This is a genomic window from Moraxella macacae 0408225, from assembly GCF_000320365.1.
GTDB lineage: Bacteria > Pseudomonadota > Gammaproteobacteria > Pseudomonadales > Moraxellaceae > Faucicola > Faucicola macacae.
The window spans coordinates 256976-273381 of the sequence record NZ_ANIN01000001.1 but is presented as its reverse complement, the minus strand read 5'-3'; the positions used below and the strand labels follow the sequence as shown (position 1 = coordinate 273381).

The following is a 16406-nucleotide window of genomic DNA, read 5'->3' as shown; positions in this document are numbered from 1 at the left end:
GAGCTAACCCCTTATTTAGCCTGCCAATCCAAGCACTGCCAACACGCCATCTAAGCCTGTTATATTGATCGCAAAATCCGCCTGCTCTTGTACAATTGGTTTGGCACGATAGGCAATGCCAATATCTGCAAGTTGTAACATGGGTATGTCATTTGCCCCATCACCAATTGCCACCGTTTCCGCCAAATCAATACCCAAGCGTTTGGCGACTTGTTGCAAAATTTCGGCTTTTTTTGCCCCATTGACAATGGGCGTGGTGATCTTGCCTGTCAATTTACCATTTTGGATATCTAACTCATTGGCAAAAACCTCATCAATGCCTAAATAATCCTTAACATAGTTTGCAAAATAAGTAAACCCACCTGATACCAATACCACATGATAATTGGCTTGTTTTAACCGATCAATTAAATATTTTGCTCCAAGGCTAAAACTTAAATTTTGGGCAATAATTTCGTCCAGTACCCTGATGTCTAAACCTTTTAACAAAGCCACGCGTTTAACAAAACTTGCATCAAAATCAATTTCACCACGCATAGCCTCATTTGTAATGAGGTCTACTTGTTCGCCAACCCCTGCTTTTTTGGCAAGTTCTACAATCACCTCTTGTTCAATCAAGGTTGAATCCATGTCAAACAACACAAGTTTGTGTGTTTTTTGTTGTTGGTTTAAGGGCATGGCATGAATGTCTATTTGGTTAAACGATGCGGTGTTAAACAATTGTTTGAGGTTTTTTTGAAAATTAGCCAAATCTTGTTTGGCAACGCTAACATACCATTGCAAAGTGGTAACAGGGCTGATTTGTTCTGCTTGTGGTTTTGTTTGGTTATCGGTTAAGTTTTGTTGCCAATCGAGTACAGTTGTCAATGTATGTTGGCTGATTAGGCGTAAAGTTGGATAGTTTTTAGCAAGGATTTGTTGAATTTGGTATAACACGCCAAATTCAAATTTGGCAGCAGACAGAGTTAAAACCCAACAATTTGGCTCAATTTTAGCCATTTTTGCAAAAAAATTTGTATTCATGTCCATTTTTCTCTTGTTTGATAAAGCAAATAACATCATAATGTAGCATTTATTTTTCACAAAAGAAAGTTTTAAATTTATGAGTCATCTTGCACCCCGTCAGGGCATTTTTGCCATTGTGTTATTGGTAAGTTTTTGTCTACATTTGTTGGTTATTATGCTAAGTGTGGAAAAACAGCGTTATGATTATCAAACTGACAAAGGCGAAAAAATCGTAGAGCAATTGAGCAAAGAAGCCCTTGTTGCTATTGGCAATCAAGATCGCATCAGTTTAAGTGTGTTGGCAAACCGCTACCAAGTGGACAGTGATATTGCCAAATTGATAATTACCGATAACAACCAACAAACCTTGGTGCAAACGGGGCAGTCGCAAAATGATGTTGGACAAGTGATTGACAAACTGGTTATTCAAGACAACCAACAAATTGGACATGTAAGCGTAACAATGAAAGCTCTGTCTAATGGGGAGATTTTGGGGCAGCAATGGCTGTTTATGCTGGGTTCGGCGGTATTGCATTTGTTTTTGTGGTTAATTTATGGTTATGTGGCACGTCCAACTCAAGATCAAATGGACGAACTTGGTGAAAAAGTACAACAGCGTTTGGCAATGGCACGTCAAGGCGGTAATTTTAGACAAAACGTTACAAATGAGACTTTAGCACAACAACAAAATAGCGAACAAAAAGTAGACACGAAACTGAACGAAAATCCAAAAACCACCATTCAACAATATTTGCAAAAAAATCGTCAAGCAAATCCGTCAGTGTCATCAATGCCAGTAGAACAAGATCAGTCTATGCCAAATGATGACAATGTGCATAATAACAATGTGCATAATGACAATATAAATAAAGACAATATAAATAAAGACAATATAAATAAAGACAATGCCACCGTGCAAGCACCCAATGACACGCCCAAAACCTATGACACGCCAAATAGCAATCAACAGCAAACCCTCGCCATTCAAATTCGGTTTTTTGATGAATTTCAGTTATTAGAACGGCTAACGCCTGATACTGCCAAGCCGTATTTGCATTTGTGCGAACAGTTGTTGTTGCGTGCGTGTGATAGCCTATTAAGTCCAAATTCGTCAATGCTAAATCAATACAGCAAAGGCGTAGAGTTAAAAGAATTGCCTCATTTTGACAAACATGGAGCGGTGCTGCATTTGACAGGACAAGCTGACAAAGTGGCATTAACCGCGGTTTTATTGTCTAAACTTGTGTTGATTTTAAACCAAGTGGTGTATGAAAAGCACCGTGAATTATCGCGTTTTGCTTTGCCAATGTTGGCAGGCGTGGGTATGGCACAACAATTTGACGATGTACATCGGCTGATGAACAATCATGGCAAAGATGACAGTTTGCTGATTTTATACCCACAATTTATGCTAAAAACTTTGGAGCAACAAATCCAAATGAAACAACAAATTCACCCACGCACTGTTAAAGAGCGTGAAATGCGTTGGTATAGCGGACTTTCACAGAGCTTTATGAAAGAGCTGATTCAAAAACGCGACGATATTTTAACCAGTGCCGAACGTTATCAAGCGGAGCGTTACCAGATTAACAATCAGGAATAATTTTTTGACTTTATCAATATAAAGATTGACATTTTTTAAAAAATAATTTATAAACCGCATTATTTTTTTGAATTTTTCAATATGTGCAAAAGGAGCTTATATGGCTGATCCGGATATTGATGACAGTTTTGAAGATGACAGTTTTGATGACGATGAAGATGCACGTTTGGCAGATGATGACACATCGCGCCGTGGCAGTAGTTTGGAAAAACGGCGCTTGATTGACAACTTTTTGGCAGAAAAACGTCTGGAGCGTTCTTTGCGTGATAGCTTTGACGATGATTTAGATGATTTGGACGACTTAGACGATTTAGATGATGAGTTTTAAAACCTTTAAGAATGAAAACTGTTAGGAATGGTGATGAATTTTGATGATTTGATTGATTTTTTAGACAGTGATGACAATGAATTTGGGTTGTCAAGCCTTGCTACGCATGGTTTTTTGACCGCATCGGTTGTCGCAAAATCGTTAAATAATTGGCAATCGTTGTTGTTTGAGGGCAACGAAAAACAAGTAAAACCTGCGATTTTGCACGCAATCACACAATGGCGCGAAGAATTACAAGCCACTCTTCAAGATGAACAAACCATTGAGTTGCCCTTTGATATTGATGATACCGATTATAATGATATTGTTGATTCGGATATTGGTGAGTGGGCGGTGGGTTTTGTAGATGCGATGTATGCCAGTGATGATGAGGCTGATGACTGGTTTGCTGATAGTCATACCGAAGAAGATGTGGCTATGTTGACCTTGCCAATGGTGCTGTTTAGTGGCATTGATGAAGAAGAAGCTGACATGAAACAACTGATGGACAATCCGGCTACGATGGCACAGATGGCATCTGCTATTGAAAAAAATGTGGTGGAGTTGTTTTTGTTATTCCACACCGATGATTGATTTATTGTAATGTTAGTTAATCTTAATATTGTTTTGCAATGTGCATAAAGTTTTGTACATTGTAAACCTATGCCCTCTGAAGTTTTCCCCAAAAACTACCGTAAAGATACCGCCATGACCGACAAACGCCTATTTTTAGAACGCTGCACCGTGTTACCTGCCTCCTATTTTGCCGTGCCGCTGGGTTTGGGCGCGCTAGCCATTGCTTGGTATCGCGCCGAAAGCGTATTTGAGTTAAGCCACGCCGCCAGTTTCACGCTGGGCGGGCTTTCCTTTGCCACTTGGACGCTGTTTTTAGCCATTTACGTTTACAAAGCCATACATTGCCCTGCGCATTTTTTGGACGAATTGCGCTGCCCTGTGCGATTTGCCCTATTGTCGCTCATTCCCATTACCATCATGGTGATGGGCGAACTGATGGTGTTATGGGGCAAAAGCGGCATTGACTACATGCATGGGCTTGGCACGGCGTTTATTTTAATCGGCGTGATTAGCCAATTGGCATACGGCACATGGCGCATCGGCACGCTGTGGCGCGGCGACACCTTCACCCAAACCTCAACTTTGCCACCGTTTTACCTGCCAGCCGTCGCCGCCAATTTCACCAGCGCGAGCGCGTTGGCACTTATTGGTTACAAAGACATCGGACAACTGTTTTTTGGCGCGGGGCTATTTGCGTGGCTGATTTTTGAACCCGTGTTATTGCAACACTTGCGCACCACCGAAATTAACGAAAAATTGCGCGCCAGTTTGGGCGTCATTTTAGCCCCTGCCTTTGTTGGCGCGGCATCGTATTTATCCATCACTGGCGAAGTGGACTTTTTCGTCAAAATGCTCTGGGGTTATGGCTTTTTGCAACTGCTGTTTTTGCTGCGCCTGTTGCCGTGGATTGCCCACAAAGGCATTGACGCCAGCTTTTGGAGCTTTTCATTTGGTCTGGCTTCTATGGCAAACGGCGCGATGCTGTTTTACAAAAGCCCTGCGTTTAAAGAATTTGGCATGGCGGTATTTGTATTTGCCAACCTTGCGATGCTGATTTTAATGGGCTATGCGCTGTTGCACGTTTGGCAAGGTAAGTTTTTCAAAATCGCGCCAGTTGAAAAATCGGTATGATCAAGTGTATCAATAAATTTTTGCCCAAACAATGCAATAATTTGTTACATTAAAGCATGTTCGGGCAAAAATACACTTATTAGCAAAACCTAGCCAAGCAATTTTTTTAACAATTCATTGACTTGAGCGGGATTTGCCTTGCCTTTTGATGCTTTCATCACTTGACCGACAAGCCCATTAAAGGCTTTTTCTTTACCGCCTTTGTATTCATCAACCATCGCTTGGTTGTTTTTTAACACTTCTTCAACCATCGCTTGAATCGCCCCGGTATCGGTTTCTTGTTTTAAGCCTTTATCACGAATGATGTTATCCACTGCATTGTCAGTATCGCCGCCTTCACCTGCAAATAGGGCAACAAAGGCTTGTTTGGCAAGTTTGCCGGATAAAGTGTTGTCGGTGATGCGTTCAATCAATTGAGCAAATTGGGCAACGCTGATTGGGGATTCTGTAATGGTTTTTTCATCTTTGTTTAACGCACCTAACAAATCACCCATCACCCAGTTGGCACAGATTTTGGCGTGGGCTTTGCCAACTTTTTGCACCACTTGTTCAAAAAAGTCTGCCAATTCACGGCTTGCAGTCAAAATGCGGCTGTCGTATTCAGATAAACCAAATTCACTCATAAACCGCTTGCGACGCGCGACGGGAAGCTCTGGCATGCTGGCGTTAATTGCGTGAAAATCAGCCTCTTCAATCTGCACAGGCAACAAATCAGGATCTGGAAAGTAGCGGTAATCGTGGGCTTCTTCTTTGCTGCGCATCGCTTTTGTGGTGTTGGTGGCAGGGTCATATAGGCGAGTGGCTTGGATAACTTTACCGCCGTCTTCAATGACATCAATTTGGCGTTCAATTTCTGCGTTGATTGCCATTTCAATAAAGCGAAACGAGTTTAGATTTTTTAATTCATTGCGTGTGCCAAGGGGTTCATTGGGTTTACGCACCGAGACGTTACAATCGGCGCGAAACGAACCTTCCGCCATGATGGCATCAGAAATGCCAAGCCAGGTTACCAGTTGGTGAATCGCCTTGACGTAAGCGACCGCTTCGGCCGCAGAACGCATGTCAGGTTCAGAGACAATCTCAATCAGCGGCGTGCCAGCTCGGTTTAAATCAATGCCCGTCATGTGTGGCACCGCATCATGGACGGATTTGCCTGCGTCTTCTTCTAAATGGGCACGGGTGATGCCAATGCGTTTGGTGTATTCGTTTTTTTCGCCTTCGTTGACGACGATGTCAATGTAACCTTCGCCCACAATGGGGTGAGCCATTTGGCTGATTTGGTAGCCTTTTGGCAAATCTGGGTAAAAGTAGTTTTTGCGATCAAAAGCGTTTAGCATACCAATTTTGGCGTTGACACCAAGTCCAAACATGATTGCCTTTGCCACCACTTCTTTATTAAGCACTGGCAAAACGCCGGGTAATGCCAAATCAATGATGTTGGCTTGAGTGTTTGGCTCTTGTCCAAATTTGGTGGCAGCAGGGGAGAAAATTTTGCTATTGGTGTTTAATTGGCAATGAATTTCAAGACCGATAACAATCTCATAGCCGTCTACTAAAAGCTGTTTTGGAGTGGGTTGATTCATGGAAATTTCTCTTTTAATTAAATTTATAAATATTGTGTGATTGAGTGCTATGTTTGCTTGGTATCAAAACACTCGGTATCAAAAACACTTGGTATCAAAAACACTTGGTATCAAAAACACTTGGTATCAAAAACACTTGGTATCAAAAACACTCGGTGTCAAAAACAACACGCTTGTACAAGATTTTAATTGGCACATCAAGTCCGACACTCAAAAATTTTACTGTATCGCCTTGTCCGTAATGCTCGGCTTTTTTCCAACCATCACTTTTGCGATAAATCAGCACTTGCATAAAGTTTTGTTCAATCAAGGCGTACTCTTCTAGCGTGTCAATTTTGGCGTAATCGGCAAGTTTTTGCGTATTGTCAACTTTGCGAGTGGATTCTGATAGCACTTCAATAATCAATTTGGGCTGATTGGCAAAAAACTCGTTGGCATGGTTATTGTCATTGCCATCATCATTGCAATCCACAACAATATCGGGATAATAATAATTTTTGCCTGTTTTTACCTTTAAATCGCCAATAAATGGCAAACATTTGTCGGTTAAATGCTTATCCAGCAAGGCATAAAGCGTGCCTGCCAATAAATTATGCACACGGCTTGTATTAACCGTGGCATACACACGATTGTCAATCAGCTCGTATTTTTTCTGACTGTGATTGGCATAAACTTGCAGATATTCTTGCTCGGATACGTCAATCATTTCAGGTTTTAAAATGGCATTCATCGCATTTTTCCTTGTTTTTGAATTGCTTGTTTTGCATTGTTTTTAAATCATTCTTTAGCAATTGTTGACAATTGTGTGTGAAAATCGGTCGCTTGTTGATAGGCATCGGCAAGGTGAAAAAGCTCACTTTCTGTCCAGTGTTTGCCAATCAATTGTAGACCTACGGGCAATCCATTCACAAATCCCACAGGGTGCGACAAGGCGGGCAATCCTGCTAAATTCACCCCAATGGTATACACATCACCCATATAAATCTCGCTTGGAGTGAGACTTGCTCCGATTTTGTAGGCAGGCGTTGGGGCAGTGGGGGTTGCGATGACATCACAAGCGTCAAAGGCGTGATTAAAATCATTTAAAATCAAGCGACGAACCTTTTGTGCCTTGACATAATACGCATCGCAATAGCCTGCCGATAGGGCATAAGTCCCCATCAAAATCCGCCGCTGTACTTCTGCACCAAAACCTTCTGAACGACTGCGTGTGTACAAATCGGTTAAATCGGTTGGATTTTCACAGCGATAGCCAAAACGCACGCCGTCATAACGAGACAAATTGCTTGATGCTTCAGCAGGGGCAAGCAAATAATAAGCCGCCAAGGTAATTTCAGGATTGGTTAAATGCACATCTACCAAAGTTGCCCCAAGCTGTTCGTATTGCTGTAAAGATTGGTTAATAACAGTTTTAACGTCATCTTGTAAGCCTGCTCCAAAATACTCGCTTGGCACGCCGATTCTTAAGCCTTGTAGTGGCTTATTTTCTAAACCTTTGCTTGTTAAATCCTTGCTTGCTAAACTTTTGTTTGCTAAATCCGCCGTCCAAGTTGGCACGGATTTATTGACACAAGTTGAGTCTTTTGCATCAAATCCGCTCATAATTTCCAGCAAATACGCACAATCTTGAGCGGATTTACCAAAACTGCCCGCTTGGTCAAAACTTGACGCATAGGCAATCATGCCAAAGCGAGACACTCGTCCGTAAGTGGGTTTAATCCCCGTTAAGCCACAAAAACTGGCGGGCTGACGAATCGAACCGCCCGTATCGGAACCTGTGGCAAGTGGGGCAAGTCCGCCTGCCACCGCCGCTGCACTGCCCCCTGATGAGCCGCCTGGCACATAATCTAACGCCCAAGGGTTGTGCACCGCTCCAAAATACGAGCTTTCGTTGTCCGAACCCATGGCAAATTCGTCCATTGAGGTTTTGCCAAGGGTAACCAATCCTGCGTTGTTACATTTTGTTACGATAGTGGCATCATAGGGTGCGACGTAATTTGCCAGCATTTTTGAGCCACAAGTTGTCAGTATGCCTTGGGTATTAAAAATGTCTTTATGGGCAATGGGTATGCCGGTTAATGGGTGGGCGTTGCCTGATTTTAAGCGTTCATCGGCTTGTTTGGCCTGTGCTAAGGCAAGCTCTGGGGTCACTGTGATAAAGCTGTTAAGCTGTTTATCGTGCTTGTCAATCCGCTGTAAAAAATATTGGGTAAGCTCGGTGCTGCTAAAGTCTTTGTTTGCCAAACCGTCTGCAAGTTCTTTGACGGATAAAGTGTGTAATTGAGTCATGATGTTCTCTTTTGTGAAGTTTTGCTAAATAGATTTTTTTAAAATTAGATTAAACTTTTTTATTCAATCACTTGTGGCACAAGGTATAAACCGTCTTGAGTGTTCGGGGCGATGGATTGATTAAGCTTGCGATTGACGGATAAATCATAGGCGTCCACCACATCATCACGCAGTCTTTGAGTCATGTCATGCACGTTGGTTAAAGGGGCGATGTCATCGGTATTGACTTCTGACAAAATATCCATCATGGATAAGATTTTACTTAGACTGTCGGCGTAACTTTGGCATTGATCGGCATCGATTCCCAAACGCGAAAGTTTTGCAATGTCGGTAATTTCTTTGGCGGTAACTGTTTGAGTCATAATTTTTCCTTTAATTTGGTTAAATTGTGATTGTTAAAAATATCAATAATGAACAAGGCTGTTGCAATGATTGATAAAAACAAATTATTCGCTATTTTAACAAATTTTACAAAACTTAGGCGTGAAATTTTATAATTTTTTAATCACTTGATTTTGTTGATGGATATTTTATTAAAAATTTTAGCAAAAATTAGCAATTTTTAACATTTTGTTATAAAAAAACCGTGTAAATGTTGGTTTTTGATAAAATTACTATATTTTATCACCGTTTAGCGGTATAATTTACCATTATTTATTTTAACTTTTGCTCTGCGTTATTTGCAGTGTTTTTCACTGGGAAATGTTTCATGTTCGGATTTTTTTCAAACAATATCGCCATTGACCTGGGAACGGCCAACACCTTGATTTACGCCCCAAACAAAGGCGTGGTGTTAAATGAACCAACGGTTGTTGCGTTGCGTAGTAACCGCACCCAAAATCCAACGGTTGCTGCTGTGGGCATTGATGCCAAACAAATGTTGGGGCGTACGCCTGACAATATTACCGCCATTCGTCCGTTAAAAGATGGGGTGATTGCAGATTTTGAAGTAACACAAAAAATGCTTAAGCATTTTATCAATAAAGTGCGTGCAAAGCGTTTTATGACCAATACCGATGTGATTGTGTGTGTGCCTTGTAAATCTACACTGGTGGAGCGCAAGGCCATTCGTGAAGCGGTATTGTTTGCAGGGGCAAACAAAGCATTACTGATTGAAGAGCCGATGGCGGCTGCGATTGGAGCGGGTATGCCGGTACATGATGCAAGCGGTTCTATGGTGGTGGATATTGGTGGTGGCACAACTGAAATTGCAGTGATTGCATTGTCAGGCTGTGTGTATGCTGATTCTATTCGCATTGGTGGCGATGTGTTTGATGAAGCGATTATTACCCATGTGCGTCGTACGCACGGTTGTGTGATTGGTGAAACCACAGCTGAACGCATCAAAGTGGAAGTTGGCACTGCGATCGAGGAAAAAGGCGATACCGTGCTTGAGGTGGAAGTGCGTGGGCGCAGTATGGCAGAGGGTGTACCAAAAACCTTTACGGTTACCTCAACTGAAATTCAAAAAGCCTTAAGCGATCCATTGTCAGGGATTTTGGCAGGGGTAAAAGTTGCTTTAGAACAAACCCCTCCTGAATTGTCATCAGACATTGCTGAACGTGGCATTGTGTTGACAGGGGGTGGTGCATTGTTGCGTAACCTTGATCTGTTAATTTCGCGTGAAACTGGCTTGCCTGTAACTGTTGCAGAAGATCCGCTCACTTGTGTAACACGTGGCGGTGGTAAGGCACTTGATTTTATTAATAACAAATCGCTTAATATGATTTTTGTTTAAAAACCGTGTGAAATCCGTTGTGTAAAAACCTCCGTTGTGTAAAAACCAGTGCTAAAAAGATACCGCTATATTTGGCGGTTTCTTTGTTAGGATTTGGGTGTTAGGGTATTAAGTTTTGGTTAAAGTAGTCTTTAAAAAACCATGTGATTGATTATGTCGTTAACTCTTTTTAGTCATCAACCGTTAACTTTGCGCAAAACTGCGATTGTGGTATTTTTTGCCATTGTGTTAATGTTGTTAGACAGCAAAAATTCTCAACTGTTTCAGCCAATTCGTAACGTGGCACACGCATCTATGCAACCGATTTATCAGATGTCGGCTTATCCGGATTTTTTTGTGGCGTGGCTTGGTAGTAAAATGACCGATAAAGAAACATTGCGCCGTGAAAATATCCAATTAAAGGCAGAATTATTACACATTAAAGGGCAACTACAAAAACAAGATTATTTGATCGCCGAAAATGCTCGCTTACAAGGCATTTTATCCACCACAAGTCCTAACCAATTTCACCTAATGCTTGCATCAAAAACCATTGGCACAGATAGCAACCCACTGCGCCAAATGATTGTGATTAATAAAGGCACAAAAGACGGCGTGGCAATCGGCCAAGTTGTGATTGACGAAAAGGGAATTTTGGGGCAGGTGCTAAATGTATATGAGCATACAAGTCGCGTGTTGTTGTTAAGTGATGAACAACAATCAGTGGCGGTAAGTATCAAGCGCACCGGGCAAAATGCCATTGTAACAGGCAAGGGCAGTCCACAATATTTGTCGCTTGATTATATTTTTAAAGCAACCGATGTACAAGTTGGTGATGAATTGGTTTCATCAGGGCTTGGAGGGCGTTTTCCTGCGGGTTTTTTGGTTGGGCGTGTGGCAAAAATTGAAGATGAACAAGCAGGGGGTTATGCCAAAATCACCGTTACGCCAACGGCAAATTTTGTCAATACCGCCTATGTGTTGTTGCTTTTGCCAAAAAACTAAGCGTCAAAACCAGGCTTAAAAAGCCAAGGGCTTAAAAAACCAAGCACCAAGAATAAGCAAATACGAGTTCGCTATGCAAAATTCCCACGCCCATAAAAAATCGTCCGTACATTTATATAGCGTAATGACGTTTAGTTTTGTGGTGGCATCTATTTTTAGTGTTTATCCGCTCAATGCCAGCATCGCGGTGTTTCGTCCGATGTGGCTTGTTATGGTGCTTATTTTTTGGTTGGTTTTTCAGCCAACATTGATTGGTGTGGGTTTGGCATTTTTTGTTGGGTTACTGGCGGATTTATTGACGGACAGTCGGCTTGGACAACAAGCGTTATGTGCGGTGTTGGTTGCGTTTTTTGTCAAGTTTATCAGTGGCTATCTTAAGCAGTTGTCATCAGGATTGGTGTGGTTGTTGGCGGTGGCGTGTTTGTTGCTGTATCAATCGGCGTTGATTTTTTTGCATTTTTTCACTCAAGGGATTTTTGCTCCACAATTATTGTTTGCAATGCTGTTAAGTGTGATGTTATGGCCGGTGTTGGTCGCGGTTTTGGTTAAATACACGGTTTAAGCAAAACCATTGCAACATAAAACACCGTAACATAAAGCATTGCAACAAAAGCATTGCATTTAACCATAACCTGTTTTAACATATTTAAAAATTTAACATATTTAAAAAGAGTATTTAGTATAATGACAAATCATTCGCAAAACCAATTGCAAAACCAATTGCAAAATCAGCCACTTGGCGATATCGTAACGCCAAACGAACAAACGCGCATTACTCACGGCAGCCGAGTAACCTTGCATTTTGAGGTAAGCCTTGAAGATGGTACGTTGATTGACAGTACTTTTGGACGTCCTGATCCTGTAACATTTGTGATGGGTGATGGCAGTTTGTTGGAGGGTTTTGAAAAGGTGCTGTTAAATCTGACTGCAGGCGATACGCGCAGTGCCCATTTATCACCCGCCGAGGCTTTCGGTGAGGGCAATCCTGACAATGTACGCTGCTTTGCCAAAAGCGATTTTGCGTTAAGTGGTGAACCAGAAATTGGCATGATGATTGAATTTGAAGATAAAAGCAAAAGCACGCTTGTTGGCGTGGTGTGTGAAGTTGGCGATGAAATTGTTAAAGTAGACTTTAATCACCCTTTAGCAGGAAAAAATGTGCTGTTTAAAGTAAAAATTATCAAGGTAACACCAAAAGACAGCCAAGCGGTGCAATTGGGCTAGCTTGATAACTTGTTTATTTACATTGTCTGTGTAGAAAAATTTAACGCTAAGATTTTTAATGCTAAGATTTTTAACGCTAAGTTAAGTTGATTAGTGAGCAGAATCCCAATTATCACCCACGCCAACTTCTACCAACAGTGGTACGGCAAAATCCACCTGCCAACCCAACTTTTTGGCGGTATCACAAAACACGTTTTGCATGGTGTTTTTGATTAATTCACCAATTTCATAAGCTTTGTGTTCATCTGCCTCAAAGATTAATTCATCGTGCACTTGCAGCAACATTTTGGTCTTGTCTTTTGGCAATATATCGTCCACCGCCAACATAGCAAGTTTGATGATGTCTGAGGCTGAACCTTGTAGCGGTGCGTTAATTGCGCCACGTTCTGCTGCTTGGCGTATTAGGGCGTTGCTGTTTTCTAGGTTTGGAATGTGAATTTTTCTGCCTAAAATCGTGGTAACAAAACCTTGCTCATAGGCAAGCCGTCTCGTAGCTTGCATATAGGATTTAACAGCCGGATAACGACTAAAATAGCGCCTGATATAATCTTGGGCTTGTTGTTTGTTAAGTCTTAATTGTTTTGCTAAACCAAACTCACTCATACCGTATAGTAGTCCAAAATTTACCGCTTTGGCTTGGCGGCGCTCTTCATTGGTAATGGCATCAAAAGGCTTGTTTAAAATTTCACTGGCAGTTGCACGGTGAATGTCATGCCCTTCATTAAACGCCAAAATTAATGCAGGATCGTTGGCAAAATGTGCCATCAGACGCAGTTCAATTTGTGAGTAGTCCGCCGATACAATTTTTCGTCCCGTTGGTGCAATAAAGGCTTGGCGGATAAGTCGTCCTGTGTGGCTGCGAATGGGAATGTTTTGCAAATTTGGATTGGTAGAGGACAAGCGCCCTGTACTGGTTAAGGCTTGATGATAACTTGTGTGTACGCGGTTTTGGCTATCAGACGCCTTTGCCAGGGTATCGGTATAGGTGCTTTTTAGTTTTGCCAAACCGCGATACGCCAATATCGTATCGACCAGTTCGTGATCGATTTTTATCAACATTTGTTCGCTTGTAGAATATTGCCCTGTTTTGGTTTTTTTACCGCCTGGTAATTTGAGTTTATCAAATAAAATTTCACCCAACTGTTTTGGACTTGCCAAATTAAACGTTTCACCTGCTTGAGCGTGGGCGGTGCTTTCTAATTGTTGGATTTGACGGTCAAATTCAACAGAAAGTTTGGTTAAAAAAGATTTGTCAAGCAAAATGCCTGCATCTTCCATATGGCATAAAATTTGAGCAATTGGCATTTCTATTTTGTGCAACAATTGTTTGTCATTAGCGGTTAACTGCTTGTTAAAAAGTTCAAACAATTGCCAGGTAATGATCGTATTTTCGCACGCATATTGACTGGCAACTGCCAAATCCACTTTGGCAAAACTCATTTGTTTTGCTCCTTTGCCCACCAAATCGGTAAAATTGGTGATGGTTTTATGCAAATAATGACGCGCCAAATCGTCTAAATCATGACGCGTGGCAACTGTGTTAAGCACATAGCTTGCAAGCATGATATCCGTTTGCCAGTTGGCTAAGTCTTTGGCTAAGTTAATGCCGTAATTTGCCAAAATATGACTGTCGTATTTTAAGTGGTGTCCGATTTTGGCAATATTTGGATTTTCTAATAAGTTTTTTAACTTTGACAACACAAAATCTGCACTTAATTGTGATTTAAGTCGTTCACCTACATCATTGACATGATTGATTGGTATATAATAAGCATGATGGGGATTGAATGCAAACGCCAGGCCTGTCAAGTGTGCAGTTTGCCAATTAAGATTGGTGGTTGTGGTGGCTATGACAAAACAGGTTGTGCGTTCTAACTGTCTAACAAGGTTTAAAAAATCCTCCTCGTTGTCAATGGTTGTGTGGTTTGTTTTTGTGGTCGGTTGCTTGTTGGCTTTTTGGTTTAGGGTTGGCTTGTTGCTTAACGGTTGATCGGCTTGGTTTGCCAATTTCTCAAGTGATTTAAGTTCGGCTTTAAATTCCAATTCGGTAAAAATTGCGGTTTTTTGGGCAAAATTAAAACTCGGATCGGTGGGTAATTTGAATTCATTCCAATCGGTAACCAGATCCAAATCGGTGATAATGGTTGCCAGCTTTTTATCCAAACGAATGCTGTCTGTGCTGTCAATTAAGGTTTGTTTTTGTTTGCCTTTGAGTTTGTCAATATTGGCTAAAATGTTGTCAATTGTGTGATATTCTGTTAACAGTTTTTTGGCGGTTACCTCGCCTATGCCTGCTACGCCTTGAATGCCGTCGGATGCATCGCCCATTAAGGTTAAATAATCAACGATTTGGTAAGGGGCAACTCCAAATTTTTCTTGTACGCCTTGTACATTGTAACGCTTGTCATCAAAACTGTTTTCCACCAAAATGGCATTGTTTACCAGTTGGCACATGTCTTTGTCGCCTGTGGAAATGATGACATGATGTCCTTGCTTACAGGCTTTATGGGCAAGCGTGCCTATGATGTCATCAGCTTCAACCCCTTCTTGACATAACAGTTTAATGCCTAACGTTTGTATCATACGGTGAATGTATGGAATTTGTTCGGCAAGTTCTTCGGGCATTTTTGGGCGATCGCCTTTATAAATAGCCGATAATTTATGTCGAAAGGTTGGTGATTTTGTGTCAAACGCAATGGCCATGTGCGTAGGTTGATAGCGGTTTATGAGTTTGTTTATCGCATTGAGTGTGCCACGAATGGCATTGGTGTGTAGGCCTTGGCTGTTTTTCATGTCAATTGGCAATGCATGAAACGTGCGAAATAAATAATAAGAACCGTCGATCAAAACAAACGGCGGTTGTTCAAAATTTACATGTGAGGTGTCTAATAAGGCGGTTGGTTGTTGAGTCATGATTGGTTGCTTTTAAAAAAAATTAAAAAATAATATTAGTAAAACGATATTGGTAAAATGAACGATCTAAGCTTAACGATCTAAGGTTAATGGTTGCGTTGCCACAACCAATTTACCAAATCTATTAAATAATGATTGTTGCCAAACTCATCAATCAAGGTATTTTTGGCATTGTCAAATAGACACTGGGCGTAATTTTTGGCATCGGTTACACCTAAAAGTTTGACGTATGTTGATTTATCCAATTTTTCATCACTGTGAGCGGGTTTGCCAAGTTGGGCGGTGTTGGCGGTTACATCTAAAATATCATCTTGCACTTGAAAAGCAAGTCCGATGTTTTTGGCAAAAACTTCTAAAGCGTGCAATTGTGCATGATTGGCATTGGCACAGATACCGCCCATCAATACCGCCGCTTCAATCAATGCCCCTGTTTTGTCTTGATGAATGGCCTTAAGTTCAGTTTGGCTTAATTGTTTGTTTTCACCATTTAAATCCAACATTTGCCCCATCACCATTCTTCTGGCTCTTGGGGCAAAACTGGCAAGTAACGCACCGCCAAGTTTGTGATTTTGGCTAATCACTGGATCGCAAAGCGTTTCAAATGCCAAAGTTTGTAGCACATCACCGGTCAACAAAGCACAGGCTTCACCAAATTTAACGTGCGTGGTGGGCTTGCCACGGCGTAAATCATCGTTATCCATGCACGGTAAGTCATCATGCACCAATGAATAACCGTGTAGCAACTCAACAGCAAGCATAGCCAAACGCATATGAGTGTATTTGGGCGGTTGGGTTGTTTTTGCTTGAAAATTGTTTGCTTGAGAGCTGCTTGCTTGAAAATCGCTTGGCTGATACGGTATCAGACTGTAATAAGTACTGGCAACAAGCAATGGTCGCACACGCTTACCGCCTCCAGTCATGGCGTATAGACAGGCATTGTTGAGCGGTTCTGGCAAGTTTTTGTCGCGGATAAAGGTTATGATATCGGCTTCGTGTTGCTGAATAATGGCTTTAGAAAAGGTGCTAAAAGTGGTTGAGTTCATGATGTAAGTC

15 protein-coding genes are annotated in these 16406 nt (G+C 41.5%); 8 read left to right on the top strand and 7 right to left on the bottom strand.

Translation table 11 applies throughout. From position 1 onward, the window contains the following. Window positions 1-15: 15 nt before the first annotated feature. A complete protein-coding gene (serB, locus tag MOMA_RS01265) occupies window positions 16-1023 on the bottom strand; it encodes a phosphoserine phosphatase SerB (RefSeq protein ID WP_009501391.1) in 1008 nt (335 codons plus the stop codon). A 79-nt stretch (window positions 1024-1102) separates the two neighbouring features. Here serB and MOMA_RS01260 point away from each other — a divergent pair, with 79 nt between their 5' ends. The 4 genes from MOMA_RS01260 (at window position 1103) to MOMA_RS01245 (ending at window position 4622) form a co-directional block, all read left to right on the top strand. Then, window positions 1103-2608, top strand: coding sequence for a hypothetical protein (locus MOMA_RS01260; protein WP_009501390.1), 1506 nt, complete (start codon window positions 1103-1105; stop codon window positions 2606-2608). 100 nt (window positions 2609-2708) lie between these two features. After that, on the top strand, window positions 2709-2936 hold the full coding sequence (locus MOMA_RS01255; protein WP_009501389.1) for a PA3496 family putative envelope integrity protein: 228 nt from the start codon (window positions 2709-2711) through the stop codon (window positions 2934-2936). Between the two features lie 33 nt (window positions 2937-2969). Next, window positions 2970-3509 carry a UPF0149 family protein gene (locus tag MOMA_RS01250; RefSeq protein ID WP_009501388.1) on the top strand — a complete coding sequence of 180 codons (540 nt, stop codon included), beginning with the start codon at window positions 2970-2972 and terminating at the stop codon, window positions 3507-3509. A gap of 150 nt (window positions 3510-3659) precedes the next feature. Then, complete coding sequence (locus MOMA_RS01245) at window positions 3660-4622, top strand: SLAC1 family transporter (RefSeq protein ID WP_040624912.1); 963 nt, start codon at window positions 3660-3662, stop codon at window positions 4620-4622. An 89-nt stretch (window positions 4623-4711) separates the two neighbouring features. Here the strand turns inward: MOMA_RS01245 and gatB are convergent, their stop codons facing one another. The 4 genes from gatB to gatC all read right to left on the bottom strand — a co-directional run bounded on the left by gatB (window position 4712) and on the right by gatC (window position 8856). Beyond that, window positions 4712-6205, bottom strand: coding sequence for an Asp-tRNA(Asn)/Glu-tRNA(Gln) amidotransferase subunit GatB (gene gatB / locus MOMA_RS01240; protein ID WP_009501386.1), 1494 nt, complete (start codon window positions 6203-6205; stop codon window positions 4712-4714). A 142-nt stretch (window positions 6206-6347) separates the two neighbouring features. Then, on the bottom strand, window positions 6348-6935 hold the full coding sequence (locus tag MOMA_RS01235; protein WP_009501385.1) for a Uma2 family endonuclease: 588 nt from the start codon (window positions 6933-6935) through the stop codon (window positions 6348-6350). 47 nt (window positions 6936-6982) lie between these two features. Further along, window positions 6983-8494, bottom strand: a complete 1512-nt coding sequence (gene gatA / locus MOMA_RS01230; protein WP_009501384.1) for an Asp-tRNA(Asn)/Glu-tRNA(Gln) amidotransferase subunit GatA — start codon at window positions 8492-8494, stop codon at window positions 6983-6985. A gap of 59 nt (window positions 8495-8553) precedes the next feature. Continuing rightward, window positions 8554-8856 (bottom strand): Asp-tRNA(Asn)/Glu-tRNA(Gln) amidotransferase subunit GatC, encoded by a 303-nt coding sequence (gene gatC / locus MOMA_RS01225; RefSeq protein WP_009501383.1) that lies wholly within the window; start codon window positions 8854-8856, stop codon window positions 8554-8556. A 347-nt stretch (window positions 8857-9203) separates the two neighbouring features. Here gatC and MOMA_RS01220 point away from each other — a divergent pair, with 347 nt between their 5' ends. The 4 genes from MOMA_RS01220 (at window position 9204) to fkpB (ending at window position 12440) form a co-directional block, all read left to right on the top strand. Beyond that, window positions 9204-10232: a rod shape-determining protein gene (locus MOMA_RS01220; protein ID WP_009501382.1), complete on the top strand. Its 1029-nt coding sequence runs from the start codon at window positions 9204-9206 to the stop codon at window positions 10230-10232. A 153-nt stretch (window positions 10233-10385) separates the two neighbouring features. Beyond that, window positions 10386-11216: a rod shape-determining protein MreC gene (gene mreC / locus MOMA_RS01215; RefSeq protein ID WP_009501381.1), complete on the top strand. Its 831-nt coding sequence runs from the start codon at window positions 10386-10388 to the stop codon at window positions 11214-11216. 73 nt (window positions 11217-11289) lie between these two features. Further along, entirely contained in the window at window positions 11290-11778 is a 489-nt protein-coding gene (mreD, locus tag MOMA_RS01210; protein ID WP_009501380.1) for a rod shape-determining protein MreD, read from the top strand. Window positions 11779-11900: 122 nt separating this feature from the next. Next, a complete protein-coding gene (fkpB, locus tag MOMA_RS01205) occupies window positions 11901-12440 on the top strand; it encodes an FKBP-type peptidyl-prolyl cis-trans isomerase (protein WP_009501379.1) in 540 nt (179 codons plus the stop codon). Between the two features lie 90 nt (window positions 12441-12530). On the opposite strand, the gene polA is transcribed toward fkpB, so the two are convergent. Both polA and MOMA_RS01195 read right to left on the bottom strand, forming a co-directional pair. Continuing rightward, window positions 12531-15353, bottom strand: a complete 2823-nt coding sequence (gene polA, locus MOMA_RS01200) for a DNA polymerase I (protein ID WP_009501378.1) — start codon at window positions 15351-15353, stop codon at window positions 12531-12533. A gap of 86 nt (window positions 15354-15439) precedes the next feature. Next, window positions 15440-16396 carry a polyprenyl synthetase family protein gene (locus tag MOMA_RS01195; RefSeq protein ID WP_009501377.1) on the bottom strand — a complete coding sequence of 319 codons (957 nt, stop codon included), beginning with the start codon at window positions 16394-16396 and terminating at the stop codon, window positions 15440-15442. Window positions 16397-16406 lie beyond the last annotated feature (10 nt).

What these genes read in the sequence shown, in the direction of transcription:
- mreD (WP_009501380.1), top strand. Translation starts at nt 11,290, where the DNA reads ATGCAAAATTCCCACGCCCATAAAAAATCGTCCGTACATTTATATAGC.
- MOMA_RS01255 (WP_009501389.1), top strand. Translation starts at nt 2,709, where the DNA reads ATGGCTGATCCGGATATTGATGACAGTTTTGAAGATGACAGTTTTGAT.
- polA (WP_009501378.1), bottom strand. Translation starts at nt 15,353, where the DNA reads ATGACTCAACAACCAACCGCCTTATTAGACACCTCACATGTAAATTTT.
- mreC (WP_009501381.1), top strand. Translation starts at nt 10,386, where the DNA reads ATGTCGTTAACTCTTTTTAGTCATCAACCGTTAACTTTGCGCAAAACT.
- gatB (WP_009501386.1), bottom strand. Translation starts at nt 6,205, where the DNA reads ATGAATCAACCCACTCCAAAACAGCTTTTAGTAGACGGCTATGAGATT.
- gatA (WP_009501384.1), bottom strand. Translation starts at nt 8,494, where the DNA reads ATGACTCAATTACACACTTTATCCGTCAAAGAACTTGCAGACGGTTTG.
- MOMA_RS01195 (WP_009501377.1), bottom strand. Translation starts at nt 16,396, where the DNA reads ATGAACTCAACCACTTTTAGCACCTTTTCTAAAGCCATTATTCAGCAA.
- serB (WP_009501391.1), bottom strand. Translation starts at nt 1,023, where the DNA reads ATGAATACAAATTTTTTTGCAAAAATGGCTAAAATTGAGCCAAATTGT.
- gatC (WP_009501383.1), bottom strand. Translation starts at nt 8,856, where the DNA reads ATGACTCAAACAGTTACCGCCAAAGAAATTACCGACATTGCAAAACTT.
- MOMA_RS01220 (WP_009501382.1), top strand. Translation starts at nt 9,204, where the DNA reads ATGTTCGGATTTTTTTCAAACAATATCGCCATTGACCTGGGAACGGCC.
- MOMA_RS01260 (WP_009501390.1), top strand. Translation starts at nt 1,103, where the DNA reads ATGAGTCATCTTGCACCCCGTCAGGGCATTTTTGCCATTGTGTTATTG.
- fkpB (WP_009501379.1), top strand. Translation starts at nt 11,901, where the DNA reads ATGACAAATCATTCGCAAAACCAATTGCAAAACCAATTGCAAAATCAG.
- MOMA_RS01250 (WP_009501388.1), top strand. Translation starts at nt 2,970, where the DNA reads ATGAATTTTGATGATTTGATTGATTTTTTAGACAGTGATGACAATGAA.
- MOMA_RS01235 (WP_009501385.1), bottom strand. Translation starts at nt 6,935, where the DNA reads ATGAATGCCATTTTAAAACCTGAAATGATTGACGTATCCGAGCAAGAA.